Annotated in this window: 19 protein-coding genes, 1 tRNA gene, 1 other RNA gene, 3 pseudogenes and 1 riboswitch; of the genes and pseudogenes, 11 read left to right on the top strand and 13 right to left on the bottom strand. The window is 43.1% G+C overall.

Going from position 1 to position 24,833, the window contains the following annotated elements:
* Positions 1-354: 354 nt before the first annotated feature.
* Complete coding sequence (gene lpdA / locus LEPTO7376_RS15690; RefSeq protein ID WP_015135135.1) at positions 355-1,788, top strand: dihydrolipoyl dehydrogenase; 1,434 nt, start codon at positions 355-357, stop codon at positions 1,786-1,788.
* A gap of 216 nt (positions 1,789-2,004) precedes the next feature.
* Here the strand turns inward: lpdA and LEPTO7376_RS29145 are convergent.
* Positions 2,005-2,116 (bottom strand): annotated as a pseudogene (locus LEPTO7376_RS29145) (transposase); the annotation flags it as partial.
* Between the two features lie 151 nt (positions 2,117-2,267).
* Here LEPTO7376_RS29145 and LEPTO7376_RS23725 point away from each other — a divergent pair.
* A complete protein-coding gene (locus LEPTO7376_RS23725; protein WP_160148481.1) occupies positions 2,268-2,570 on the top strand; it encodes a VOC family protein in 303 nt (100 codons plus the stop codon).
* 363 nt (positions 2,571-2,933) lie between these two features.
* On the top strand, positions 2,934-3,479 hold the full coding sequence (locus tag LEPTO7376_RS15675; RefSeq protein WP_015135133.1) for a DUF4334 domain-containing protein: 546 nt from the start codon (positions 2,934-2,936) through the stop codon (positions 3,477-3,479).
* Here LEPTO7376_RS15675 and LEPTO7376_RS23720 read toward each other — a convergent pair.
* The 4 genes from LEPTO7376_RS23720 to rnpB form a co-directional block, all read right to left on the bottom strand.
* Entirely contained in the window at positions 3,471-5,348 is a 1,878-nt protein-coding gene (locus LEPTO7376_RS23720) for a CHASE2 domain-containing protein (RefSeq protein ID WP_051188792.1), read from the bottom strand. The two genes, LEPTO7376_RS15675 and LEPTO7376_RS23720, sit on opposite strands and share 9 nt — an antisense overlap.
* A gap of 130 nt (positions 5,349-5,478) precedes the next feature.
* The gene (locus LEPTO7376_RS15665; RefSeq protein ID WP_015135131.1) at positions 5,479-5,724 is read right to left on the bottom strand and encodes a hypothetical protein; all 246 of its coding nucleotides are present in this window, start codon (positions 5,722-5,724) and stop codon (positions 5,479-5,481) included.
* Positions 5,725-6,022: 298 nt separating this feature from the next.
* The gene (locus LEPTO7376_RS15660) at positions 6,023-6,229 is read right to left on the bottom strand and encodes a hypothetical protein (RefSeq protein ID WP_015135130.1); all 207 of its coding nucleotides are present in this window, start codon (positions 6,227-6,229) and stop codon (positions 6,023-6,025) included.
* A gap of 240 nt (positions 6,230-6,469) precedes the next feature.
* Positions 6,470-6,876, bottom strand: an RNA gene (gene rnpB / locus LEPTO7376_RS24100) — RNase P RNA component class A.
* A 194-nt stretch (positions 6,877-7,070) separates the two neighbouring features.
* Between rnpB and LEPTO7376_RS15655 the strand changes: the two genes are divergently transcribed.
* The 3 genes and pseudogenes from LEPTO7376_RS15655 to LEPTO7376_RS25785 all read left to right on the top strand — a co-directional run bounded on the left by LEPTO7376_RS15655 (position 7,071) and on the right by LEPTO7376_RS25785 (position 11,234).
* Positions 7,071-8,588 (top strand): CHAT domain-containing protein, encoded by a 1,518-nt coding sequence (locus LEPTO7376_RS15655; RefSeq protein ID WP_160148480.1) that lies wholly within the window; start codon positions 7,071-7,073, stop codon positions 8,586-8,588.
* Positions 8,589-8,699: 111 nt separating this feature from the next.
* A riboswitch (TPP riboswitch) is annotated at positions 8,700-8,801 on the top strand.
* A gap of 9 nt (positions 8,802-8,810) precedes the next feature.
* Entirely contained in the window at positions 8,811-10,196 is a 1,386-nt protein-coding gene (thiC, locus tag LEPTO7376_RS15650) for a phosphomethylpyrimidine synthase (RefSeq protein WP_015135128.1), read from the top strand.
* 329 nt (positions 10,197-10,525) lie between these two features.
* A pseudogene (locus tag LEPTO7376_RS25785) lies at positions 10,526-11,234 on the top strand (IS1 family transposase).
* Positions 11,235-11,603: 369 nt separating this feature from the next.
* Here LEPTO7376_RS25785 and LEPTO7376_RS15630 read toward each other — a convergent pair.
* Positions 11,604-12,426 (bottom strand): annotated as a pseudogene (locus LEPTO7376_RS15630) (IS5 family transposase).
* A 191-nt stretch (positions 12,427-12,617) separates the two neighbouring features.
* Positions 12,618-13,964: a UDP-N-acetylglucosamine 1-carboxyvinyltransferase gene (gene murA, locus LEPTO7376_RS15625; RefSeq protein WP_015135126.1), complete on the bottom strand. Its 1,347-nt coding sequence runs from the start codon at positions 13,962-13,964 to the stop codon at positions 12,618-12,620.
* A 200-nt stretch (positions 13,965-14,164) separates the two neighbouring features.
* Here murA and LEPTO7376_RS15620 point away from each other — a divergent pair.
* The 3 genes from LEPTO7376_RS15620 (at position 14,165) to bchB (ending at position 16,937) form a co-directional block, all read left to right on the top strand.
* Positions 14,165-14,249 (top strand) — tRNA-Leu (locus LEPTO7376_RS15620).
* Between the two features lie 104 nt (positions 14,250-14,353).
* The gene (locus LEPTO7376_RS15615) at positions 14,354-15,127 is read left to right on the top strand and encodes an RNA methyltransferase (RefSeq protein WP_015135125.1); all 774 of its coding nucleotides are present in this window, start codon (positions 14,354-14,356) and stop codon (positions 15,125-15,127) included.
* A 283-nt stretch (positions 15,128-15,410) separates the two neighbouring features.
* A complete protein-coding gene (gene bchB, locus LEPTO7376_RS15610) occupies positions 15,411-16,937 on the top strand; it encodes a ferredoxin:protochlorophyllide reductase (ATP-dependent) subunit B (protein ID WP_015135124.1) in 1,527 nt (508 codons plus the stop codon).
* Positions 16,938-16,993: 56 nt separating this feature from the next.
* On the opposite strand, the gene LEPTO7376_RS15605 is transcribed toward bchB, so the two are convergent.
* The gene (locus LEPTO7376_RS15605) at positions 16,994-17,995 is read right to left on the bottom strand and encodes a PrsW family intramembrane metalloprotease (RefSeq protein ID WP_160148479.1); all 1,002 of its coding nucleotides are present in this window, start codon (positions 17,993-17,995) and stop codon (positions 16,994-16,996) included.
* Between the two features lie 295 nt (positions 17,996-18,290).
* Here LEPTO7376_RS15605 and fmt point away from each other — a divergent pair, with 295 nt between their 5' ends.
* Both fmt and LEPTO7376_RS15595 read left to right on the top strand, forming a co-directional pair.
* The gene (gene fmt / locus LEPTO7376_RS15600) at positions 18,291-19,286 is read left to right on the top strand and encodes a methionyl-tRNA formyltransferase (RefSeq protein ID WP_015135123.1); all 996 of its coding nucleotides are present in this window, start codon (positions 18,291-18,293) and stop codon (positions 19,284-19,286) included.
* Between the two features lie 88 nt (positions 19,287-19,374).
* Positions 19,375-19,833: a DIP1984 family protein gene (locus LEPTO7376_RS15595; protein WP_015135122.1), complete on the top strand. Its 459-nt coding sequence runs from the start codon at positions 19,375-19,377 to the stop codon at positions 19,831-19,833.
* Between the two features lie 271 nt (positions 19,834-20,104).
* Here the strand turns inward: LEPTO7376_RS15595 and LEPTO7376_RS15590 are convergent, their stop codons facing one another.
* The 5 genes from LEPTO7376_RS15590 to LEPTO7376_RS15565 all read right to left on the bottom strand — a co-directional run bounded on the left by LEPTO7376_RS15590 (position 20,105) and on the right by LEPTO7376_RS15565 (position 24,812).
* Positions 20,105-22,039, bottom strand: a complete 1,935-nt coding sequence (locus LEPTO7376_RS15590) for an ATP-binding protein (RefSeq protein WP_015135121.1) — start codon at positions 22,037-22,039, stop codon at positions 20,105-20,107.
* A 633-nt stretch (positions 22,040-22,672) separates the two neighbouring features.
* Positions 22,673-22,942, bottom strand: coding sequence for a hypothetical protein (locus LEPTO7376_RS15580; RefSeq protein ID WP_160148478.1), 270 nt, complete (start codon positions 22,940-22,942; stop codon positions 22,673-22,675).
* 114 nt (positions 22,943-23,056) lie between these two features.
* Positions 23,057-23,398: a hypothetical protein gene (locus LEPTO7376_RS15575; protein ID WP_015135119.1), complete on the bottom strand. Its 342-nt coding sequence runs from the start codon at positions 23,396-23,398 to the stop codon at positions 23,057-23,059.
* A 64-nt stretch (positions 23,399-23,462) separates the two neighbouring features.
* Positions 23,463-23,864 carry a hypothetical protein gene (locus LEPTO7376_RS15570; RefSeq protein WP_015135118.1) on the bottom strand — a complete coding sequence of 134 codons (402 nt, stop codon included), beginning with the start codon at positions 23,862-23,864 and terminating at the stop codon, positions 23,463-23,465.
* A gap of 114 nt (positions 23,865-23,978) precedes the next feature.
* Positions 23,979-24,812, bottom strand: coding sequence for a hypothetical protein (locus tag LEPTO7376_RS15565; protein ID WP_015135117.1), 834 nt, complete (start codon positions 24,810-24,812; stop codon positions 23,979-23,981).
* Positions 24,813-24,833: the final 21 nt, after the last annotated feature.

Below are 24,833 nucleotides of genomic sequence, written 5' to 3'. Positions count from 1 at the left end.
AAGTTGTTGATTTTATCGTAAGTAGTGGTGCTCTTACCTAAGCTAGTAAGCCTTACAAAGTTAGTCGTGTCACCCTTTATTTACGGCTCAGCCGCGACAATCCCGCACTGACAAAATTTTCTCGGCGATCGCAAAATGGAATTAGTAAGCTTTAGCCGAAGATGTTGTCTAATGAGAATCTATTCTAATTCCCCAAGAGGCGACCGGAAAAGACTTGAATTTTGGCTAATATCTCGGGGGGCAAATGCTCATAAAGCAAGCCATACATCTCCAAATTCTCTCTGTCTATGTTTGATGACGGCAATTGAGATAAGCTAACTAAAGCAATTTGGAAGATGAGAGTATCAAAGCTTCATGAGTGAACAATTTGATTATGACTTGATCATTATTGGTGCGGGCGTTGGTGGCCATGGCGCAGCACTCCACGCAGTGAAATGTGGTCTAAAAACAGCAATCGTTGAAGCTGCAGATATGGGCGGAACTTGTGTAAATCGTGGCTGTATCCCTTCAAAAGCTTTATTAGCAGCTTCCGGAAAAGTGCGGGAAATGAGCGATCAGAAGCACCTCCAACAGTTTGGCATCGGTGTAGAACAGGTGAGCTTTAGTCGTGAGGCGATCGCCGCCCATGCGAATGACTTGGTGAGTAAAATCCAGAGCGATTTAACCAATAGTCTAAAGCGTCTCAAAGTCGATATTATTCGTGGTTGGGGAAAAGTTGATGGCGCACAGAAAGTTTGTGTAATTGGTGATGATGGCGTGAAGAATCTCACTGCCAGAGAAATCATGATCTGCACAGGTTCCAAGCCTTTTGTTCCCCCCGGCATTCAAGTAGACGGCAAAACTGTTTTCACGAGTGATGATGCGGTGCGCCTTGAGTCCTTACCTGATTGGGTCGCAATTATTGGTAGTGGTTACATCGGCCTCGAATTCTCCGATGTTTACACAGCTCTCGGTTGCGAAATCACTATGATCGAAGCGTTAGATGATTTGATGCCTGGTTTTGATCCTGAAATTGCAAAACTTGCGAAACGCGCTCTTATTGACCAACGTGATATTGAAACCTACACAGGTGTATTTGCCACCAAGATTATTCCTGGCTCCCCTGTCAAAATTGAGTTGACCGACGCGAAGACAAAAGAAGTTGTCGAAAACCTCGAAGTTGATGCTTGTCTCGTTGCAACGGGACGTGTCCCTGCCACTAAAAATCTTGGCTTAGACAGCGTCGGCGTTGAGACCAATCGTCGTGGATTTATCGATGTTAATGGCAAGATGCAGGTAATCAAAGACGGTAAAGTTGTGCCTCATCTTTGGGCTGTCGGCGACGCCACTGGCAAAATGATGTTGGCGCACGCGGCTTCGGGTCAAGGTGTTACCGCTGTCGAAAATATGATTGGTAACGAGATGACAGTTGACTATGCTGCAATTCCCGCCGCTGCCTTTACCCATCCTGAAATTAGTTATGTGGGTATGAGTGAACCTCAAGCACGTGAAGCTGCTAAAGAGAAAGGATTTGAAGTGGCCACTGCGAAGACTTACTTCAAAGGCAACTCTAAAGCCCTGGCCGAAAAGGAAACTGATGGTATCGCCAAAATCATTTTCCGTAAGGACACTGGCGAACTCCTCGGTGTTCACATCATGGGGATTCACGCCTCTGACCTTATCCAAGAAGCGGCTAATGCGATCGCCAACAAAAAGCCTGTACAAGAATTAGCATTTAATGTTCACGCCCACCCAACTCTATCGGAAGTTCTCGACGAAGCTTACAAACGCGCGAAAGTGACAGCTTAAGATTAACTAAAAATCTAAATTCATTTAAGAATTTCTAATCCTCTGCCAAATTATCTGGTAGAGGTTTTTTTAGATCTCACTTTACAGAGGGGGTTTTCATAAGTTGTGTGTAGTACTATAGCAATGGCCAAAAGAGTTAAGATACTTCCGCACGCAGGGTTGTATCTATTGTCTCTCTGGGAGATTGGCTCTGTTGCAATTGCTTTCGGATATGGCTTTTTAACCAAGACCAGCATCGCTCGATTTTGTTTAAATCTGGTGAACAAGGGGGTAGATAACATACCTCACATTATGCCTTTGCTAGGATTTCTGCAATCCTTCCTCCTTTACGGAAAGTGGATATGCAGACCAACAAAGGACATAAAGACTAACCAACCCTATATGTAGTAGGTAGTTATTATTTTAGGATAGGGATTGACGATCGCCGAGCGGAATATTTTTTAGAAAGAGAATTTATCTGAATCATGCAAAACGAGGGGATGAATCTTAGTTATGTCGTTCTCTACGTCAGCGATCTCCAACAGTCATTTAAGTTTTATCGTGATCTTGGATTTGGGTTGACTGCAGAGCAACATGGAAACGGCCCACCACACTACTCCTTTTCTGTTGGTGACTTGCTCATTGAACTTTACCCAGCAAAAGATAAGAAGGTGTCTCAATTCAGACTTGGGATTGCTTTAGGTAATAGTTCTCCACTCTTGCAACTACTAGACATAAACAACGAGAAAATCGTGAGGGATCCAGATGGGAATGTCTTACATTTCACGAAGATTCTTAATTGATGCTTTTGGTATGGTGCAAACATGAATTTTTGAGGTGATCATTTCGACCATCATGATTTGTTGAAAGAGGCGAGATGGCAGCTACGACTATAGCCACATAGCGATTAAGTTCTTAACCATAACTATCCTGCATTTACGAAGTTCTGACTGTCAATTGTTTATAGGTGATGTCAAAGCCAATTACGGAAACCAATATTTTCCAAGATAAACAACAAATTATCTGTTACCTTAAGCAAATAAAAACTGGGTTTCTGAGACTTCGTATCTTAGAGCAAACCTCCAAATTTGGAAGCATCAACCTTCCCTCAAAGACATTTGTTTATCCTAAATAAATAGACAGCTTAGTTAGATATAAATATCGATATGGCGATCGCCCCTCCCGACACCCAAATTATCGACGCAGGAAAAGCAACTACCACTGAAGCCCTTGCTCTATTCGATAGCCTTGAGCCCGTCGATTTAGAATTTATGTGGGGGCGCTGGCATGGAAGAGGCATTGAGACAGAACATCCGATGGACGGCATGTTAGAAATGTCCAACTGGTATGGCAAAGAATTTATCGATGCGGAAACCGTTCACCCACTGCTCTTTGCCGATAGACGCGGCGAAATCTTTAAAGTAGCCCCTCATCCAATGGCGATGGATATGGTCTTAAAATTTCCGATGCCCAATAATCCATCCCTAAAGCCATTACTCATCGCCCTGAATTCCCTCTTCAAAACAGATAAAAGTCAAGCCAGACTACGAATGATGGAAAATCGTGGACAAGTCACTGCAACCATGATCTACGATTATTTGCCAATTAACGATTCCTTCCGAAAACTTGATGAGAATCGCGTCTTTGGGATTATGGATTATAAGAAAATCGAGCAGCCTTTCTTTTTTGTCTTAACGCGAGATTTACTTTAAAGGTGGCAAATTCTGATAGGGCTGATAAATCGCCTGGTTGCGACCTTCTGCTTTCGCGACATACAGTGCCCGATCAGCGCTAGCAATAAGTTCGACTGGACTAAGTTGAGAGTGGGCAGTCACGCTCGACACACCACAACTAACGGTGACAAACGGAGAGGTTAATGATTTTTCGTGTTCGACTTTTAGCTCCGCCACCTTTTTGCAAATACGCTCAGCAACATGGGCAGCTCCTAACTCATCTGTATTGGGCAACACGATGATAAATTCTTCACCACCATAACGTGCCACAAGATCACTATCCCGTAGACTCTGCTGAATGCTGTTAACGACTTGCTTTAAACAGCGATCGCCTACCTGGTGACCGTAGAAGTCGTTATAGAGTTTGAAATGGTCAATATCACACATGATTAGAGAGAGAGGCTTCTGCTCCTTCTCGCATTTCCACCATGCTTGGTAGAGATATTCATCGAAATATCGACGATTTGCCACCTGTGTTAACGCATCTAATGTCGCTAACTTTTGCACTTCATAATTGTGATAACTGCCCATAATCAGAGATGCAGCCACAAAACCACAGATTGCAGGCACCGCCGGAATCCACCACCCAAACACAAATGCAGTGTAGGAACAAGTCACAATCACAATCGAACCAACACCAAGGCCTGTGACAACAAAGATATTCTGTATCGCCACCTGTTGTGACAGACTGCGTATATTGAGCACTAGCCAACGACTACTCGCTCCGGCGATCGCCCAAGCAAAGATCCAAAACCACTCCCCTTGTTGCGGCAATACCTTAAAAAATGCTCGCCCTTCGGTTGCGCCCTGAATAAGCTGACTAATGATGTGAGCATGAATAAACACACCGGGCGTTGCCTCTCCCTGTTCGCCCGAACCATTATTGCGACTACCACCCGCACGATTATAGGGGGTGAATAATGTTGTGCCATTACCATCAGCGGTAATACCGATCAGAACAATGCGATCCTTAAGCGGCGGCTGATTAACATTTTGAACCAACTCTGCTGGAATTTCGCCCTTCATCAAAGCGCGCATCGAAACAGTATAGAAGTTTTGAGACCCACCACCACGGTAATTCAGCAGTAACTGATAGCCACCATTATCAACTCGCACGTAGCTGCCATCATTACTTTCCAGCGGTCGAAATCTCACCTTCCCCAAACGCAGGTATTCACGATCATTAAAGCCAAAAAAGGGCAGTCTCAACGGTGGTGGTTCTGGCTCTACTATGATGTCATCTTCTTTTAAGTAGTTCAGTGCAATCTGAGTTGCAAAACTTGCTTCTGCACCTTCCCCATTCTTTGAGCGCACTGAAATTAAAGCTCGCCGAACTACTCCGTCAGGATCAATAACAAGATCCGAAAAACCAATTTGTCCTTTTTCTTCCAGAATTTCCGGTGCAGCAACCTCTGTTCCAACAGCCTTTTTGGTGCCAATGAGATGAGGCATAGAAGAAAAAACTTCATCTAGCTCTTCCTTACCATTATCAATGGGAAGATTACGAAATAAATTAAGACCAATTACGCGAGGCTCTTGTTCATCAACCTTTTTGATGAGATCAGCTAATAATTGATCCGAAATCGGCCAAGCACCCAACTCATTAGCATCCTCTTCACCGATAGTGACAATGACGATATTTGGGTCTTGAACCTCATAGGAACGCCAAATAAAATACTTATCCCATAATGACCATTCAGGACTTTGAAAGACACCTGTCAATGATGTCAGAATAGTCAAAATTGACGTCCCTAAAGCTACTTTTGCGATCTGTGAAAATCGTAATTTAGAATCAGGTGTATGCACTTGATTTAGGGACATAGAACCAACAAGTAAAGGAGTAGACACGACGTTGAAATTGACATCCAAGGTTAAAGAAGTCTCTATTCTTTAGATACTTCCATAAATGCCTGCCTGAAGAGGAAAATGTCTTAACCTAGTGATGGTTCTCCAGTCAATTACTGAATTTCAAAATAAATTATGAGCTAGAAGAAGCTGCGCGTGTATTTGCTGGATTCGGTGCACCATCATTGCCTGATGCAGGTTCTGGCACCATATTCAGTGAGGCAGAGGCAGAATCCATCACTTGAGATTGAGAATTAACTGGGGATACACCACTTTGGGTTATTGCCTGAGCGGAAACCGTCGCACTTACTGTACAGACCCCGACAAAAACAACTAGAAAAGCAGTAGTTCTAGAAACGGTAGATTGTAATCCTTTCATTTTCGAATCACCCTAGATAGCACACAAGACAAACTGTCTACATTCATATTAGGGATTCTGGAAATGCTTGAAAACAGCTCTTTTACTGAACTTCAGCTTTTTTTAGGCTCTCTCATTCCCCGTAAAAATACGCATTTTCTATGATCGTTTTATATTGTCATGATCACGCATTTTTCTAGGTGGAGAGCCTGAAAGCTTCTGCTACTAAGGGGATTCACCGGGATTTAGGGGTTTTTAAGGTTTTGTAAGGTTGGTAGAGGATTAGTAGATTTAGCTGATTATCAGTTGGGATAATACTTTAAATCCATGATCGGGTTGCGCCACTTAAAGTATTATCCGGTTCCCCTTTGTCTTTTGGATTAAACGGACTGCTGGCGATCGCCTTTTCAGTATCTAGTTGTTTGGGTTGAGTCGAGAAATCAGCTGTTGCTGGACGAATCAGAAATAGTGCATTACCTAAAGAAAGAGCAGCGAGTGAGAGAAAGAATGTTTTACGGGTAAGCATAATAATAATGTCCTTGGTAGAGTCGAGGTCTCTGAAGATGAGAACCCTGGTCTTAAGGCGATATCTACAAAACAGGCTGTCTGTTGTGCCTGATGATCACCAAGAGTTCCTGAAGTTAATCAATACCAACGTCTATGATAGTGTTTTTTGGACGTATTGATGGGTAGTGATGTTAAGACCTACTATCATTCCGGCAAGTCTTCAGGAGAAAAACCCAAGTTTTATGGAAATAGAAAATATTCAGGAGAGCTGGACATAAGCCGGGTTCTGTTCTTGGGCAATGCCAAGGGCAGTTATCTATCTGGGATGGCTGTTGCCAGTCACCTCTAGCGGTTCACCAAACTGGGATAGGAAAAAGACCAACCTATATCCCACCGACCTTGCTCCCAACCGGGGTTTACCGAGCCAGCACCTCTCGATACTGCTGGTGCGCTCTTACCGTCACCTTTGCACCCTTACCTTTTCAGGTTTCAGATTTTCGTGAGAAAGATCTGTTCACTGTTACGGCGGTATGTTTCTGTGGCACTATCCTCACGCTCGCGCGCACTGGGCGTTACCCAGCAAGTTTGATCTTTCGGGAGCCCGGACTTTCCTCGGAGCTAGAGCCAAATGTTTTGGTCTAGTCTGCAACTGCCGCGCCAACTCTCCATATATTTAGTTTAGGAAATTTACGCCAAAATTGGGAATTATTAGAGAGTAACTTGTCTGGGCGATCGCCATTCCTATGGAGGGAGACGAGAACTTTCCCTTAAGAGTTGCGTCAATAAATAGGTCTTTATCCTGAGGCGATGAATCTAAATTAGGATATTGACCCTACAATGCTTTCTTTCCGGCCAATTCTTTGGTTGCTGTTGCAATGATGCGTACGAAATTCTTCTCTCTCTCTCTCGCAGCTCTCAGTTTAAGTATGGTGATGGCTCCAAATGGGTTGCTCTCCAATGTTGAACCTGCTGCTGCTACTGAAAATGTTGGACACCAACAGTCTGGTGGTGAACTAAGCCAAGATAATTTTGGGGAAGGGAGTTTAATCGCGCAATTTGGTCTGTCCGATATTATTAATATCGAAGACACGATTGATAATAAAGTCGATCAGGTTGAATCCAATATCCGCAGCCGTGTCCCCAATATTCTGCAACCGCTATTACCGGATGATTTGTTCTCATTAGAGAATGAGCGGCTTTTTGAATTTTCAAATTATTTCAATCAAGATTTACCCGAGTTTGAACAGCAACCTGAAGATGTCCAGCAAACTTTAGCTGATGTTGCAGTCATCACAGGACAGCGCCACGCTATGATCTACATTTCATATGTGGAAGATGGTGGTCTAGAGTTTCTCTTGTTTACACCGGATACTCCTCCGCAAACGCTCTATACAGAGGATGTGGAGCAAGAAACACTGACTGAACAGGTGGATAAGTTACGCTCTGATTTGTATTTATCCCTCAGACGCAAAAATATTAATTACCTTGAAACGAGTCAAGATCTTTATCGGGAACTGATTACGCCAATTGAGACTTACCTTAAAGCGAATCGCATTGATAGTCTGATTTTTTCGTTGGATGAGGGATTACGGAGTTTACCGATTGCGGCTCTCCATGATGGCGATCGCTATTTGATCGAGAATTATAGTTTGGCTGTGGTTCCCAGCTTTTTTGATATTACGAGCGACTATAGTTCCCTAAAAAATGTGCCAGTCTTAGCGATGGGAGCTGATAGTTTCGAAGAGCTTGATCCGCTGCCTGGTGTTGAGGTGGAAGTCGGGGCGATCGCCAACCTAACGAATGGCAAAGGAGTGCTCAACGAAGAATTCACAGTACAAAATTTGAAAAACCTTCGTAATACTGAGGGCTTCCCCATTGTTCACCTGGCAACCCATGCCCAATTCAATTCAGGCAAACCAAAAAAATCATCTATTCACCTATGGAATGACCAACTCAAACTTAGCGATTTAGACGATCTCAGCTTAGACAATCCACGTGTTGATTTACTCGTACTTTCCGCTTGCCAAACCGCCCTCGGTAGCCGTGATGCAGAACTCGGATTTTCTGGCTTAACAATCGCCTCCGGTTCTAAGAGTGCCCTCGGTAGCCTCTGGTCAGTTAGCGATTCTGGCACTTTGATTTTGATGCAAAACTTCTATCAAAAGTTGAAAACTGAGCCGACAAAAGCCGCCGCCCTACGCCGCGCCCAACTCGAAATGTTGCACGGAGATTTACAAATCGTCAACGGACAAGTACGTCTTGCTTCTGGCCTTGCCACAAACATTCAAATTTCTGAAAAGGTACAGGCTGTTACTAGTGGAGAACTCGTGCATCCCTTCTACTGGTCAGGCTTCACCCTTGTCGGGCGTCCTTGGTAATTCGGCAAGATTACAGCTCATCTTTTTATTGTCATCAGCGTTTTCATTACTTTAGAAACATCACGACAAATAAGTACAAGGTTCAACCAAAAAAGTGATGCTAAAATCTAAACCTGACGCTAGGGGTGTCTGTCGTAAAAAAATCAGACTGAGATAGTCCCTTAGAACCTGAGACTGGGTAATACCAGCGTAGGGAAGCTGTTAATTAAGGACAATAAGAATATGAGAGCTGATTGGGTTGCCAAACGGCAAGGTCAAGGTAATGTTTCGCAGATGCACTACGCACGCAAAGGCATCATTACCGAAGAGATGGATTATGTTGCAAAGCGGGAAAACCTTCCCGGCGATCTAATCCGAGACGAAGTGGCGCGTGGACGGATGATTATTCCCGCGAATATTAACCACACAAACTTGGAACCGATGGCGATCGGCATTGCCTCCAAGTGCAAAGTCAACGCAAACATCGGTGCATCACCAAACTCTTCTGAAATTAATGAAGAACTAGAAAAGATGCATCTCGCCGTGAAATATGGCGCAGACACCATCATGGACCTCTCTACTGGTGGCGGTAACCTCGATGAAATTCGTACAGCCATTATCAATGCTTCTCCCGTGCCTATCGGAACAGTGCCTATTTATCAAGCACTCGAAAGCGTCCATGGCGAAATGTCGAACCTGACTGCCAACGATTTTCTCCACATCATCGAGAAGCACGCGCAGCAAGGTGTGGACTATATGACCATCCATGCTGGGATTTTGATCGAGCATCTTCCTCTCGTACGCAATCGCATTACAGGTATTGTGTCCCGTGGCGGTGGTATTTTGGCTCGCTGGATGATGCACCACCATAAGCAAAATCCTCTCTACACTCACTACGCTGACATTATCGAAATTTTCAAGCGTTATGATGTGTCCTTCAGTTTGGGTGATTCTCTACGTCCGGGTTGTACTCATGATGCTTCGGACGATGCTCAGCTCGCAGAACTGAAGACTCTTGGTCAACTCACTCGCCGCGCATGGGAAGATGACATTCAAGTGATGGTGGAAGGCCCCGGTCACGTCCCCATGGATCAGATCGAGTTTAATGTGCGTAAGCAAATGGAAGAGTGTTCTGAAGCGCCTTTCTATGTGCTTGGGCCTTTGGTTACTGATATCGCCCCCGGCTATGACCACATCACTTCGGCGATTGGTGCAGCAATGGCTGGCTGGTACGGCACTGCGATGCTTTGCTACGTTACGCCCAAAGAACACCTCGGTCTACCTAATGCTGAAGATGTTCGTAATGGTTTAATCGCTTATAAAATTGCAGCCCACGCCGCAGATATTGCTCGCCATCGTCCTGGCGCGCGCGATCGCGATGATGAACTCTCGGCAGCACGTTACAACTTTGATTGGGATAAGCAGTTTGAATTGTCTCTCGATCCTGAGCGTGCTCGCGAATATCACGATGAAACTCTTCCCGCAGATATCTACAAAACTGCTGAGTTCTGCTCCATGTGTGGACCTAAGTTCTGCCCCATGCAAACCAAAGTTGATGCCGATGCATTAACCGAACTTGAGAAGTATCTCGCTAGTACATCTTCAACAGAAGAATTAGCAAAAGCTTAATTTTTACTGTTTACTAGGGTATGTTTTTTAATGAATATACCCTAGTGTGATTTTTGGTTCCATTGTTAACCAACCTTAGAGGATGTCTGAAAAGGGTCTGACTGTAACTTTTGTCGAAATGAGTTGCACGTAAAAATAAGCACTTCAGGCGATCAACCTGGCGGAATTTACGCAGTATTTATCGAACATAAAGACTTTTCAGACATCCTCTTAAATTCTTAGAAAGTTCACTGATGACAGTCAAGAATCATCATCTCACGATTCTAAAGTGGTAGTCCTAAAAGTGTAAGGATGAGAGAGAAAGGAGCAAGAAAAAAGTCCTCACGAGAATGCCCCATTGCCCAAACTGTCAGTCTACTAATGTCGTTAAAAATGGTCGTATCCATAACGGCAAGCAAAACCATAGATGTCGTGACTGTGGTAGACAATTTGTCGAAAATCCTCAACAGAAAATCAGCTCTGCTGAAACCAAGCAATTCATTGACAAGCTACTCTTGGAAAAGATTCCTCTGGCTGGTATTGCTAGAGTTTGTGATGTTTCAGAGCTTTGGCGACAGAACTATGTCAATCAAAAATATGAAGCCATACCGAAACAAGTGAATGTGTCATCGAAAAAAAAGGCGATTGATAGTTCAATGCGATGAAATGTGGTCTTTCGTCAGTAACAAACAGCAAAAATACTAGATTTGGTTGGCATTGGATATCGATACCAGTGAAATTGTTGGACTTTATGTGGGAGCTCATGACGAGTTTGGGGCAAGACAGTTATGGGCATCTTTACCTCCGGTCTATCGTCAATGTGCTGTGGCTTATACGGACTTTTGGCAAGCCTATGGCATGGTATTCTCGGACAAACGTCATAAGGCTATGGGTAAAGAGACTGGTAAAGCCAGCTCTATCGAGCGTTTCAACTGTACTTTACGTCAGAGAGTTTTACATCTGGTCAGCAAAACGTTGTCTTTCTCCAAGAAAGTAGAGAACCATATCGGAGCTGTCTGGCTTTTTGTCCATCACTACAACGCATCCTTATCTCGTTAGGACTACCGACTACCCATTGGGGAAGGGCACAAACCACATGGCGCAAAATCTGTCTCACATGGGCGCGGTACAGGGTTGCTTGGTGTTGATGTCGTTTGGGACAGAGAGTATGCCCATGAAACTTATAGAGGAACTCTTGTGTATCTCAGCGCCATCCAAATTCAACTCTCTCATTGAAGAACTCTTAAATGATGAAAGGCTTCACAATAGCCCTTGCAGAAACGGTGGTTTATTCTACCGAAATAAGCACAAGTTCAATTTGGGTCAAGTAATCCAATGGACTGAACAGTATGAAGAGATTGAATTTGATTAATCAAATATTTAACTGGTTGATTAATCAAAAATGAATAGTTGACCTCTTGCAAAAGGTTATGGCAATTCAAAATTGTAGAGACCAGCAATGAGATTAAGTCTTAATCCCCATCTCCGACGGCGGTTACGATATCGACTGGATAAGAGGCGGAATCTTTTGAGCATTCTGAATACCATCTCAATGATGATTCTTTGAGCTGCGAAGAGCTGATTCTCCTGTTTCTGTTCCGCAGTCAACTCTCCTCCTTTAGGCTTCTTTTGAGGAGTGTGACTCCGCTGATGCCGCTTGTGTATACCTTGATATCCAGCGTCGGCAAGGCAGAGTTGTCCCTGCTGAAAATGCACTCTACTCTTTTTGAGTAGTTTGAAGTCATGGGTGCTACCTTTCTCACAGTCACAACAGATAATCTGTGCCCACTGCCAAGCAATAACTATTTGAGCTTTAAGGGAATGGTGCTTTTTTTTTCCTGAGTAGTAAAGATGTTGTTTTTTTGGGCTTTTCAATCGCCTGTTCTGTGGCATCCATCGCCACTACTGTTAGAGATAACTCTTCTGAACCATGGAGCTGTTTCATGCCGGGTCAGTGGCAATCGGTTTCTTTGATGAGTGTATTCTCTGTTTTTTGCACCATGCGACAAACTGTTGATTCATGAATGCCCCATGATTGAGCGATAGGAAAATAAGTGCGATATTCCCTCAGATATTCCAAGGTGAGGAGTAACTGATTTTCCAGGGATAAAACACTGGGACGACCGGGTTTTTGCTTTGCTTTAGCTTCTGCTAGGACTTCTACCAGACGATTGAAAGTCTGAAGCTTAACTCCACAGGCTCTCCTGAATTGTTCTGGAGATAAATGTTGGAGCTGTTCGTAAGTTGGCATTTCTATCGCTATGGCTCTGTTACTTTCCTCTTTTTTACCTACTCTCACCCCTTTTGCAAGAGGTCAGATCACTCCAGATAACGTAATGACTTACATCTCATTTCAATAAAAAAAGCCACCGAATTTAACTTCAATGGCTTGGGAGAATCGTCAATTATGGGCAGTATTGATTTCTCAAAACCGCCTAATTTCTATTCAGTTTCAATAGCAGTCAAACGCTCGATCTTCGCACCTAATGCCTTGAATTTACCTTCGAGGTCATCATAACCACGATCCATGTGATGAATGCCATGCATGGTGGTTGTGCCTTCTGCGGCAAGACCAGCCAAGACCAATGCAGCCGAAGCTCGTAAATCTGTAGCCATTACAGGAGCACCAGAGAGGAAAGGAACACCGCTAATAATTGCATTGTTGCCTTTAATCTTGATTGCAGCACCCATACGACTCAATTCTGCAACGTGGTGCATCCGGTTTTCAAATACTGTTTCAGTGACAACACTACTGCCTTCACAGAGGGTTAATAACGCCATGAATTGCGCCTGCATATCTGTGGGGAAGCCAGGATAAGGGAGGGTCTCAATATCTGTAGCGCGTAATCCTTGGGGTTGTAAACGGAGACGATTTGGAGCCTCTTCAATTACGTTTGTGCCTGTCTCTTTAAGCTTCGCAATGACGGGAAGGAGGTGAGCAGGAATGACAGGGAAAATACTGAAGGCAGACTGAGTAATCGCACCAGCAACGAGGAATGTACCTGCTTCAATGCGGTCTGGGATGATTGGGTAATCTGTGCTGTGGAGGCGATCGCATCCTTGAATGACAATTTTGTTGCTGCCGTCACCGATAATTGTTGCGCCCATGGAGCGGCAAAAATCTGCAAGGTCAACAACTTCAGGCTCTTGTGCTGCATTTTCAATGATGGTTTGGCCTTCAGCGAGGGTCGCCGCCATCATCAAAGTTTCAGTCGCACCAACGCTAGGGTAATCTAAGTAGATTTTTGCGCCTTTGAGTTTACGGCGACTGCCCTTAACCGTTGCGTGAACGACACCATGTTCAATAATGACTTCTGCACCCATTGCCCGCAAACCACGAACATGGAGATCAACAGGACGCGCACCGATCGCACAGCCACCCGGCAGAGGAACCTGAGCTTCACCCATTCTGGCGAGTAGAGGGCCAATAATGAAAAAGCTGGCTCGCAACTTTGAGACGAGATCGTAGGGAGCTTCAGAAGTGCTTAAATGTCTTGCATCAAAATCAAGGGTTCCGGGGCTTGCTGTAATCCCAACGCCTAACGCTCGAATTACCTCACTCATTCGCTTAATATCAGCGAGATCTGGAATGTTCGTGAGGCGACATTCATCACTACAGAGAATGGTGCCAGCCATGATTGCGAGGGCGGAATTTTTCGCCCCGCTAATCCGAACTTCTCCACTTAGGGAGTGTCCACCTTCGATTTTTAGAACTGTTTCAGATTTCTCAGGAGCTTCGGTTTGTGCGTTGACGGGAGCAGAAATGTTAATGGGTCGATCCTCCACCATGGAATTAGGGGAAATGTGGAAATTTGTCAAAATTTCGTTTTGATTCTACATGAATAAGTGTGATCTCACTGGTTTTAATCACAGCTGTTCGTTCACCGTTCTGAATGGCTATTCAGGAAATTGATAATCTTTTAGCAATAGTCTTGACGTTTATAGAAAAGCCGAACATAATGGGTGATTGTGTGATTAAATTTGCGCCTGCGGGACTGGCGGAATTGGTAGACGCGCTAGATTCAGATTCTAGTGGGAATTAATCCTGTGCGAGTTCAAGTCTCGCGTTCCGCATAAAGCATTGTTAGCCCTTGTGTTGAGCTGAGATCGAGGTTTACGAGGACAAGTCGTAAGCCAAACTGATTGAAGGTTATCGTAGGGTAAAAGTTTCAATAAAAATGCTAACGAGTTTACAAAATCCTCTGATTAAGGACTTTCGTAAGTTACAAAAGAGCCGCGAGAGGCGACTACGGGGTCTTTGCCTTCTAGAGGGAACAAATTTAGTAGAGGCAGCGATCGCCAATAATCTCGCATTTTCGACGGTTCTGTTTACGGAAGCTTGGGCAGAAAGATATCCAGGTTTACGGCAAAAGTTAACGGGCGATCGCCTCGAATTAGTTTCACCGGAACTTTTGCAAAAAGTCGCGACGACGGTAAACCCGGATGGCATTGTTGCCAGTTTTCAGAGTGCTTTAGTTCAGCGACACCCCCCAGCAATGTTGCAATTAGGTGTTGCGATTGAACGGCTCCAAGATCCAGGGAATTTGGGGACAATTATTCGGACAGCAGCCGCAACTTCTGTGGATGCGTTGCTACTAAGTCCTGACAGCGTAAATCCTGAGAATCCAAAGGTTTTGCGGGCATCAGTGGGAGCATGGTTTCAAACGCCGACAATTGTATGCTCAGATTTTGCGGCGCAAATTCAGACTTATCGTCAACAAGGAATGCAGGCGATCGCTACCCTGCCCAACGCATCAAAAACCTTTTGGGATGTGGATTGGAGGCGTCCGAGCTTGATTTTGCTAGGTAATGAAGGAGCAGGACTATCAGACGAAATTGCTAGTCTTGCAGATGAACAAGTGACGATTCCGATGGCGCAAGGCGTGGAATCTCTCAACGCGGCGATCGCCTGTTCTCTATTACTCTACGAAGCCCAGCGGCAAAACCGATAGAACATTTCATCACTACTCTTTAAATTACAGTTACCTAGTAGCAATTTTAATTGAGTAAAAATACTCTGCTAGATCATTATTTATTCATGAAGTTTAGATAATGTGCAAACTTTACCAAGATTGTTCTTTTGTAATATTCACCGAGAGAAAACCCAGCGTAAATACCTATAGCCATAGGGCTAATGTTTACTTTTATTGTTAGGGCGAAAGCAGATAGTTATTGTTTGGGAAAATGCCGGCATAGCAAAAGATTTTTGGTTCCCTTAATCGGGAATAATGCCTTATGAAACTCGCCTATTGGATGTACGCTGGTCCTGCTCATATTGGGACTTTAAGGGTTGCCAGTTCTTTTAAGAATGTTCATGCAATTATGCACGCACCATTAGGCGATGATTATTTTAATGTGATGCGATCAATGTTGGAGCGGGAAAAAGACTTTACGCCTGTGACAGCAAGTATTGTTGACCGGAATGTTTTGGCGCGTGGTTCCCAAGAGAAGGTTGTCGATAATATTGTCAGAAAAGATCGAGAAGAACGTCCAGATCTTATTGTCCTCACCCCCACCTGTACGTCTAGTATTTTGCAAGAAGATCTTGAAAATTTTGTTTCTCGTGCTCAGCTCGATGCCAAAGGAGATGTGCTTTTAGCCGATGTTAACCACTATCGAGTCAATGAGTTGCAAGCTGCCGACCGTACATTGCAGCAAATTGTTGAGTATTACATTAAAAAAGCGCGGAAAAAAGAAGATTTAGACACAGAAAAAACGGAAAATCCTTCCGTCAATATTATTGGTATTTCAACACTCGGTTTTCATAACAATCACGACATCCGTGAGCTGAGAAAACTGATGGCTGATTTAGGCATTGAAGTTAATCTTGTGATTCCGGATAAAGCTTCTGTTCATGATTTGAAAAAGTTGCCAAAAGCTTGGTTTAACTTTATTCCTTACCGTGAACTGGGCCATGGAACGGCGAAATATCTAGAAGAAGAATTTGGAATGCCCTATGTAGATATTACGCCGATGGGTGTAGTGGAAACAGCACAGTGTGTCCGCAGTATTCAACGGGTACTGAATGATCGCGGAGTCGCGATTAATTACGAAGATTTCATTGATGAGCAAACACTCTATGTTTCCCAGGCAGCATGGTTTAGTCGCTCTATTGATTGCCAGAATTTAACAGGGAAAAAAGCCGTTGTGTTTGGGGACAATACCCATGCCGCAGCAATGACGAAAATCCTCACGCGGGAAATGGGTATCCATGTCGTTCTAGCGGGAACTTACTGTAAATATGATGAGGACTGGTTCCGGCAAGAAGTAGGCGATTATTGTGATGACATTCTTGTTAGTGAGGATCATGGGGAAATTGCTGATGCGATCGCCCGATTAGAACCAGCAGCAATTTTCGGGACGCAAATGGAACGCCATGTGGGCAAGCGTCTAAATATTCCCTGTGGCGTGATTGCAGCACCAATTCACATTCAGAATTTCCCAGTAGGCTACCGTCCATTCCTTGGGTATGAAGGGACAAACCAATTGGCAGACCTTGTCTATAATTCTTTCACATTGGGTATGGAGGATCACCTCCTTGAAATCTTTGGTGGTCACGATACAAAAGAAGTGATTACCCAAACCATGACAGCAGATGGCGATCTGAGCTGGACTGCGGAAGCACAAGGCCAACTCAATAAAATTCCTGGATTTGTGCGAGGTAAAGTGAAGCGCAATACTGAAAAATTTGCTCGGGAACGAGGCTTTGCTGAGATTTCCCTTGAGGTCTTATATGCCGCCAAAGAAGCAGTTGGTGCATAGGCAAAAATAGCAAAAATCTAACTGCAGATTATAGGAGCAGAGGTAAGATATCGTAATCACGTGTCTTGACTCTGCTTTTTTGTTAGTTCATCTCGTCTTTGTTTATTTTTTAAATATGCTGCTCGCGGATATTTTATTCTTTTTATTTGAACTAATCCTTCGTTCACTATCCCAAAAACGATTGACCAACCAACTAAGCCAATAGCAATTTGCATTAACCAGTCTATTCCTAAAAGTCGAAATCCACTATTCCAAAGCATATGAAGAATGACTGATGCCATAAAGACTTTCATAAAAGTAGATTGGTTTAGCATCGAAGCTTTAAATTTATTATTCCTTTTAATCTTCCAGATTGCGGCACTACTGATCGACGTCCAGACAATATGGCTAAAAGGAGCAAGCAAACCTCTTATCGTGATGTTTTCCAACATGGCATTGCTAATCCAAGCTAAGTCAAAGTAGTGCTCTTGTAGACTTTCATAGAAAGAGCCTAAGAATATACTGAACGCATAGCCCGCCGATTCAAATGCAGCAAATCCAGCACCAATGGCCGCTCCAAAGAGCAATCCATTAAGGATATATGGATATTTTTTATTATTGGCAACCAGTATAAGTGCCATTAATTTGCCTGGTTCTTCGATGACTCCAGCAATAGAAGCACCTAGTACATCTAGACCAAAACCATCAACGATACTGAACAAAAAGAGTGACGATAGAATCGCCAAGGTTCCTCCCGCAAAGAATAATTTGGCAACTTGATACAAAGAAATATTTTTGCGGATATTTAATTCAAAGAAAAAGACTAGGGTTGCTAAAGGTATTGTGAATGATCCAACAATAATCAAACCTGGAATTAAATAGATATTTTGAAATTGCAACCATCCAAACAAAAATAAAAGATATAAAATCCCACTTCCGAGGAATGCACGGGAAAATAACCATGGTTGCGGGTACTCAGTTTCAACTTTTTCGATTTTAGAAACATTATTACTCACTCCGATAGTTAAACATTCTTCTATTTCTTCATCTGAGTGATGCTTGAAAACCTCCGCAAACATACTTTTCAAATCTAGATTGCTAATGGAAGCGACTCCGACCACAGAATTAATAAGGTTTAAACAGGTTTTTATTAGATTCTGGTTTGATTTGCTTTTAGGCATTAATTTCAATGGCCATATTTTTGCTTTGTCTATAGTTTAAAAAATTCGCAAAAAAAGTGATCATATATTAAAAATCATGAAAGTTCACCATGAATTTCCTGATGAAGAATCAATATTTTTTGCTATCAGATGGAGCCAGATGATTTAATAAGTCAGTATTCTGATATTTAATCAAGTTGAGTTTAAAGTTTCGATGCTAAAAGTTGTCTTTTTTGGCACTCCACAATTTGCCGTCCCATACCTAGAACGTTTACTAGATCATTCCGGGATTCAAGTGATTGGAGTAGTAACACAACCAGATAAGCGACGGGGCAGAGGCAGTAAGCTCATTCCTTCTGCTGTAAAAAAGGTGGCGATCGCCCGTGATTTACCGGTATGGCAACCGAAACGCATTAAAAAAGCTTCCGAGACATTAGCTGAGCTGGAAGCTTTAGATGCAGATATTTTTGCGGTCGTGGCCTATGGTCAAATTCTCTCGAAGCGGATTTTGGAGATGCCGCGTCTCGGTTGTGTCAATGGTCATGGTTCTCTGTTACCGAAATATCGTGGTGCAGCACCAATTCAATGGAGCATTGTCAATAGCGAACCAGAAACAGGCATGACCACAATGCTAATGGATGAGGGGATGGACACAGGTGCAATGCTACTTAAGGCAGTTACACCGATTACTCTCTGGATGAATGCTCATGATTTAGCGGTTCAGCTCGCTTCTTCTGGTGCGGAATTGCTGGTCGAAACCCTACTGAAATTAGAGAAAAACGAAATTAAACCAGAAGCTCAAGATCATGATGCAGCAACGTATGCACCCTTAATCACAAAAGAGGATTTTATTCTAGATTGGCAACAGTCGGCGATCGCCCTTCACAATAAAGTAAGGGGTTTTTATCCTGGTTGCGTTTCTACATTTCGAGGTCAAAAATTGAAGGTACTAGATACAGTACCCATTACACCGGAATGTTTTGAGGCATACCCTGCGGAATTTGAAGCACTAAAAACAGTGTCTCCGGATAAAGGCAATGTAGGGCAAGTCGTGGCAATTGTTAAAAAGCTTGGTGCAATTGTCCAAACGGGGAATGGATTAATCTTGCTTAAACAAGTACAACCTGCTGGGAAAAAAGCCCAATCAGGTTGGGATTTTGTTAATGGACAACGCATTGAACTAGGTGAAATTATCGGCGATTCAAACTAGTGAATCAAGTATCAATTTCTGTAACTATTTTATCAAAATATCTTTCTTTGATTTCTAATAGGCTTAGGTCATTTAATTTAGGATTACGATGAAACTCGCTGAAGCATTAATCCTCCGTGCTGATAGCCAAACAAAAATCTCACAGTTGCGACAACGCTTGGTCAATGTTGCGAAAGTCCAAGAGGGAGAAATCCCTTCAGAAGACCCTCAAGATTTACTACGCGAACTAAACGAGTCTTTTAAACAGCTAGAAACATTAATCCAGCAGATTAATCGCACTAATTCCCAAGCAAATTTTGGCGAAGATTTAACATTATCAGATGCTTTAGCAAAACGGGATGTTTTATCGATGCGGCGGAAAATGCTAAATGCATTAGTAGAGGCAGCATCATCTCTCCAAAGTCGCTATAGTCGTTCAGAAATCAAAATGTGTAGCACTATTGATATCGCTGAAACCCAAAAACAAATTGACAGATTAGCAAAGCAATATCGAGAACTTGACACAAAAATTCAGGCCATGAATTGGCAGATAGATTTATTAGAATAATTGCGATGATCGGTAACTAAATAAGAATTGAAGCGAGTGCAAAAGCTGCCAACAAGCTTAACTGTTGGATTCGAGGTTCTATAGATTTCTGTATCACCTCGCCCTTTGGTAGATGTTATGGGCAACATCATAGGTTCGACCCCTCTTAATGGGTATGCCCAGCATTGTTACAAGGGTACAAATTACTGTAAATGTTACAGACCATGCACTGATCAATTCATTTATTTAGTGAGGGTGGGAACGGGGATTTTTCGCAATTTTATTGATTCTTTTATATTCCTAAGATGGGGAGTTCAATAGTAAATATTGTGCCTTCTCCAAGTTGGGAGTCACAGGTGATGCTGCCATTATGTTTTTCTGTAATGATTTGATGGGCGATCGCCATCCCTAGACCTGTACCTTTACCAACTTCTTTGGTTGTAAAGCCTTGCTCAAAAATTCGCTGCTGAGTTTCGGGTTTCATGCCACAAGCATTATCTTGAATCTTGATTTGAATATGCTCTGAACATTCTGCCGTTTCAATCGTGATCCGATTTGGGTCAGCTTCTATCTCTTTAAACGAACGACCTTGATTTATTTCGTCAAATGCATCGATAGCATTGGCCAACAAATTCATGAACACTTGATTCAGTTGACCCGGGAAACATTCAATTGTTGGTATGTCGTTATACGCAGTTTCAATTTGAATTTTAGGCCGCTCTTCATTGCCTTTAGTACGGTGTTTCAGGATGAGTAATGTACTATTGATGCCGTCATGTACATTGAAATTAACTTTGTTAATACGATCTTTTCGTGAAAAAGTTCTGAGGCCATCACTAATATTTCGAATTCGATCGACACCAAGATTCATTGAATCTAACAGTTTCAATAAATCTTCTCGGACAAAGTCAAGCTCTATTACTTCTAATTCTATTTCAACCTCTTTATCATCATCAGGGCATCGCTCGACTAGAAAATCAATTAGTCCTAAAAGATCGTTGACATAGTTTTGAGCATGAGAAATATTGCCTTTAATAAAACCAGTGGGATTATTGATTTCATGAGCAATGCCAGCCACAAGATTACCCAATGTTGACATTTTCTCACTTTGGACAAGTTGCAATTGAGCCTTTTGCAATTCTTGTAATGCCCGCTCTAACTGCGTTGTTTTTTGAAGAATGGAAGCCTGGATCTGTTCGCGCTCGGTAATATCCTGCACCATCGACAAAACACCAATAATATTATCGTCATGGTCTCGGAGAGGTGTATTAAACCATTCACAGGTAATGACAGTGCCATTCTTACGGATATTTTGATTCAGGCTATAGTAGCCACCTCGATCCTGCATGATGTCTGACATCACCTTCGCAACAAGAGGCCGCACTTCTTCTGGAAGAATCTGTTCAGCATGGTGTCCAAGCATTTCTACCGCATCATAACCAAAGATTTTTTCTGCGGCCGGATTCCAACCCATGATCTTGTAGCTAGTACTCCATTCGACAATCCCAATTGGATTTTGTTTAATCAAAAAGGCCAATCTTTCTTGGACTTTATCTGGCCTCACCCCAGCCAGTTCAAGTACTTCTCTTTTTTTTAGCTCTAAAAACTGCTCTTTCAGGAAATAGCTATTGCGTTTTTCTTGTTCGTAAGAATATGCATTTGCTAAAGCGATCGCCCCTTGTTTACCCAGCAAATCCAAGGTCTCTAAGTCATGCTCATTCCAGATGGAATCCTTGGTCTGATGTTCCAGGTAAATCAAACCTTTGATCATTCTATTTTCAAGTAGTAATGGCAGACAAAGTACATTACTTGACTGGTACTTCTCCAAATAAGGATCTTGAACTGGAGCTTTCTGCTTTTGAGAAATGATTTGAGTTTGCTGTGTTTCTTTGACGTGATCGATAAGCTGAATCGGAAAATCTTCGACTGCTTCAATGGCGATCGCACAAAGCGTAATTTTCTTAGGAGTGGCGATCGCCTTAAGTTGTAATGATGTCGAATTTTCGTCTAACTGCCCACATAGGAAAACACCGCAGCGATCACAATGAGAAAATTTCAGGAAAATCTTGGACAGTTGCCATAGCAACTCATCGGTCTCTAGACAGCTTGCAATTGCTTGAGAAGCCTTGAAGATCGCCGCGAAATCGTCGAAAAATTCACTGCCTATAACTTGAGAAGAAGCGGCAAGTGGTTCTTGCGGTGAGTGTTCCTGTTGGATTTCGTGCATCGGAATAGGTCGCGGACTGCGAAACAATTAAAGTATGCCGCACATGCCTACATATATACATAGCCCAAACTACTAAATCGGTCTCATATTTGTGTGGAAAGTGTGAAATTCTTCATTTTTTGACTGCCTTTTCCTTAAGCATTAGCCTCAAACATCTCATTCAATCCATCAAATCATTATCATCTAGCTCGAATTTTTCGCCTTTAAATTAAGCTTACGGAAACTATCAGTTTTACACACATAAGCTAATAATATACTACAAGCAAAATGCCTATACAGAGATCGATACAGCTCTTCATAATCTAAAAAGTTACACAAAAAATTACTTAATTAATAACATTAAATACCCAAAAGATGGATAAAAAAACATCTTTTTAATCCCAATAGACACTCCCTCGACTCGTCTACTTGGCGTGACGTTCAGACTGAAGGATTTGTTAAGCGGGATTTCTGGAACATAGTTGCGTATCACGGCGAGGCGGTATTGATTCAGCAAATCCCCATTAAGCAATATGTCGATATTTAGATTGGCTTCCCTCGTCCTTTCGTCCACGATCACCCCGGATATGACGAAGTTATCGAACGGGTAATTTTCAAAAGTCACAGCCGCTGTTTCCCCATTCGCAAGCGACCCTAATTGTTGACAGAGTCATCCGTCATTAAAGTAATGATTGAACTTTTAGCACCGGATATATCTAAGCCCACAATCGGCAACGGAGTTTGAGGAGCGGCGAACAGCATCGGATTCTTGTTGGCTCGGTAAATGCTGCCATATGCAGTGATCACCCCGTTTAAGTCGATTAAGGGCTGAAGGAATACTGGGGCAACCGTTCTGTAGCCGTCATAGAACCCTGTAACTGAATTCGTTAGTAGTTGGACATGCACATAGTCAAACGTTGGCACGGCTAATAGTCTTTTCGGGGTCTCTACTTGATACGTTTTGATGGCTTGTAGTGACATGGCGACAAAAAAAGAAGAGCGATCGCCTGCCCTCCTTCTCCTTATATTCAGATTACGTTAAACGATTGCATCAGGGGTCACATCGACAGTCGCTGTGATGATTTGCACATCGTATTGAGGGTTAAGCTCTTGAAAAAAAGCTTTCTGAGTGCGTACCTGTCCAATGGTGAAATCTCCAAAGCCAAAGATTTGAGCATTGTTATAAGCGTCTGCATCCTGTGCGAGGAATCGGTCTTGACCGTTCGTGTCAGGCGTAGTCTGGGAGCCATCATCAACCCAAGCCGGGTTAGGGACATCCGCCGCCGCGACGGTAAAAGTACTGTTGTCAGTGTTCAGCACAACATCGACCGTGTTATCTGTTTCGTCTGAGGTTCCGACGATAAGCCATGCGTTAGCCATAGTTCTAGATAGGGGGTAAAGGGGATAGTGTGGTTAATCAAAAAAGGAATAGACAGGGAGGAATCTAGGCGTAGGAGAACTTACGCTTACGAGGTTGACGGACGCGGCTGATCGCTTTTCCTCTATAGGATTTGCTTGCTAGTCCAGTTGTTGGCTTCAGGGCAGTGTTTACGTTGTCCCGTGGGATAACAATGCCGCCTTGTTGTGTCTTCAATTTCCCTGTGACGGGGTTCTTGCCGACCGAGTATGTGACGTTCATGAAAATAACGAGGTTATCGTCAATCGCTTCGTCCAAAGTGATTTGTCGCGCGCCTTCAGGAGGATCACCAGTGACTTTCGTCATACCAAGTACACCTGCAAGGGAAGCATAGACAGCATCCTTAAGAGACAGGATGAATTGCTCGCCATCCACCGTAAATAGGAAGCCTTCACGGGCGTTTTTTGGGTTAGCTCCAGCTTTCGACATAGTCTTTGCTCAATAGGTTATTTGACTCTTTCAAACTAACAAGCTTATTCGTCTACTTTCGCCCCCAATACCTTAAGGTTTAGGGAATAAGTATCAAAAATGAACATAGGCGGGTTAAATCTCTTTTAGAGGCCGATAAATCAGCGTCTTATCTAGCCCTGTATTGCCGCCAATAAACTCAACGGAAACAAGGGCAACCCTGCTTACAACCTTCCTTCTCATTCGGGTGGTACTCTCTCCTAGAACCCGAACTGTTTCCTTAACCGCAGCCTCTTGATACTTGACACTCTTGTTTAGCCTTGTGGGGTCAAATTCTCTACTAAAGATATAACAGATGTCTTTCACAAACTGAGCCGCTTGGTTCTGGTTCGCGGCCTGTATCTGTGGCATTTGCAGAGCTGATACAGGATCGTAATAGCTATATTTTTCTTGCCCACATAAATACAAATCCCCTTGGCTTTTTGGCAAGGGAAATCGCTGATTGATACGATTAGTTATTTGCGTTATCTCTGCAACGGTAACCTGTGTTGCGTCCTTGAGTAAGGGGATAGATACTCTCATCCGTTTAGGATGCTTTCGATTCGCTCTTCTTCGATATTTAGAAGGCTCTTGGAAGTAAAATATGACTTGAGCTTGAATATTGTTTCTACGCTGCTTAAAATCCGTTTTTGGAGTGCCGTAAAAGCGTTCACCAATTTCCGCTGTTAGACGGCCACACATCAAAACATAGAAAATCATTTTTGCAACATTGAGAATCAAAGATGCATCAGGCTCTATGAGACAAGCTCTTTTCAATGCAGCATTAGGGGTCGTGATATTCTCGTCTGGGAATTCACCATTAGGGTCGAAATAGTCCCTTATTTGTGGGTTTAAAGTTTTTGAGACAACTTGTAGAAAGTGAGTTTTTGAGTTGTAGTTTTGTGGTGCAGGTGGGTTTGTTTGGGGCATTTCTCTACAGAATCGACATCT

It is taken from the genome of [Leptolyngbya] sp. PCC 7376, from assembly GCF_000316605.1.
GTDB lineage: Bacteria > Cyanobacteriota > Cyanobacteriia > Cyanobacteriales > MRBY01 > MRBY01.
Note: the sequence above shows the minus strand (reverse complement) of the source record. Positions and strands in the feature narration are given on the sequence as shown.

What these genes read in the sequence shown, in the direction of transcription:
- LEPTO7376_RS15605 (WP_160148479.1), bottom strand. Translation starts at nt 17,995, where the DNA reads ATGTTTGCGGAGGTTTTCAAGCATCACTCAGATGAAGAAATAGAAGAA.
- LEPTO7376_RS15570 (WP_015135118.1), bottom strand. Translation starts at nt 23,864, where the DNA reads ATGTCGAAAGCTGGAGCTAACCCAAAAAACGCCCGTGAAGGCTTCCTA.
- LEPTO7376_RS15660 (WP_015135130.1), bottom strand. Translation starts at nt 6,229, where the DNA reads ATGCTTACCCGTAAAACATTCTTTCTCTCACTCGCTGCTCTTTCTTTA.
- LEPTO7376_RS15590 (WP_015135121.1), bottom strand. Translation starts at nt 22,039, where the DNA reads ATGCACGAAATCCAACAGGAACACTCACCGCAAGAACCACTTGCCGCT.
- thiC (WP_015135128.1), top strand. Translation starts at nt 8,811, where the DNA reads ATGAGAGCTGATTGGGTTGCCAAACGGCAAGGTCAAGGTAATGTTTCG.
- LEPTO7376_RS15575 (WP_015135119.1), bottom strand. Translation starts at nt 23,398, where the DNA reads ATGGCTAACGCATGGCTTATCGTCGGAACCTCAGACGAAACAGATAAC.
- bchB (WP_015135124.1), top strand. Translation starts at nt 15,411, where the DNA reads ATGAAACTCGCCTATTGGATGTACGCTGGTCCTGCTCATATTGGGACT.
- murA (WP_015135126.1), bottom strand. Translation starts at nt 13,964, where the DNA reads ATGGTGGAGGATCGACCCATTAACATTTCTGCTCCCGTCAACGCACAA.
- fmt (WP_015135123.1), top strand. Translation starts at nt 18,291, where the DNA reads ATGCTAAAAGTTGTCTTTTTTGGCACTCCACAATTTGCCGTCCCATAC.
- LEPTO7376_RS15675 (WP_015135133.1), top strand. Translation starts at nt 2,934, where the DNA reads ATGGCGATCGCCCCTCCCGACACCCAAATTATCGACGCAGGAAAAGCA.
- LEPTO7376_RS15565 (WP_015135117.1), bottom strand. Translation starts at nt 24,812, where the DNA reads ATGCCCCAAACAAACCCACCTGCACCACAAAACTACAACTCAAAAACT.
- lpdA (WP_015135135.1), top strand. Translation starts at nt 355, where the DNA reads ATGAGTGAACAATTTGATTATGACTTGATCATTATTGGTGCGGGCGTT.
- LEPTO7376_RS15665 (WP_015135131.1), bottom strand. Translation starts at nt 5,724, where the DNA reads ATGAAAGGATTACAATCTACCGTTTCTAGAACTACTGCTTTTCTAGTT.
- LEPTO7376_RS15615 (WP_015135125.1), top strand. Translation starts at nt 14,354, where the DNA reads ATGCTAACGAGTTTACAAAATCCTCTGATTAAGGACTTTCGTAAGTTA.
- LEPTO7376_RS23725 (WP_160148481.1), top strand. Translation starts at nt 2,268, where the DNA reads ATGAATCTTAGTTATGTCGTTCTCTACGTCAGCGATCTCCAACAGTCA.
- LEPTO7376_RS15595 (WP_015135122.1), top strand. Translation starts at nt 19,375, where the DNA reads ATGAAACTCGCTGAAGCATTAATCCTCCGTGCTGATAGCCAAACAAAA.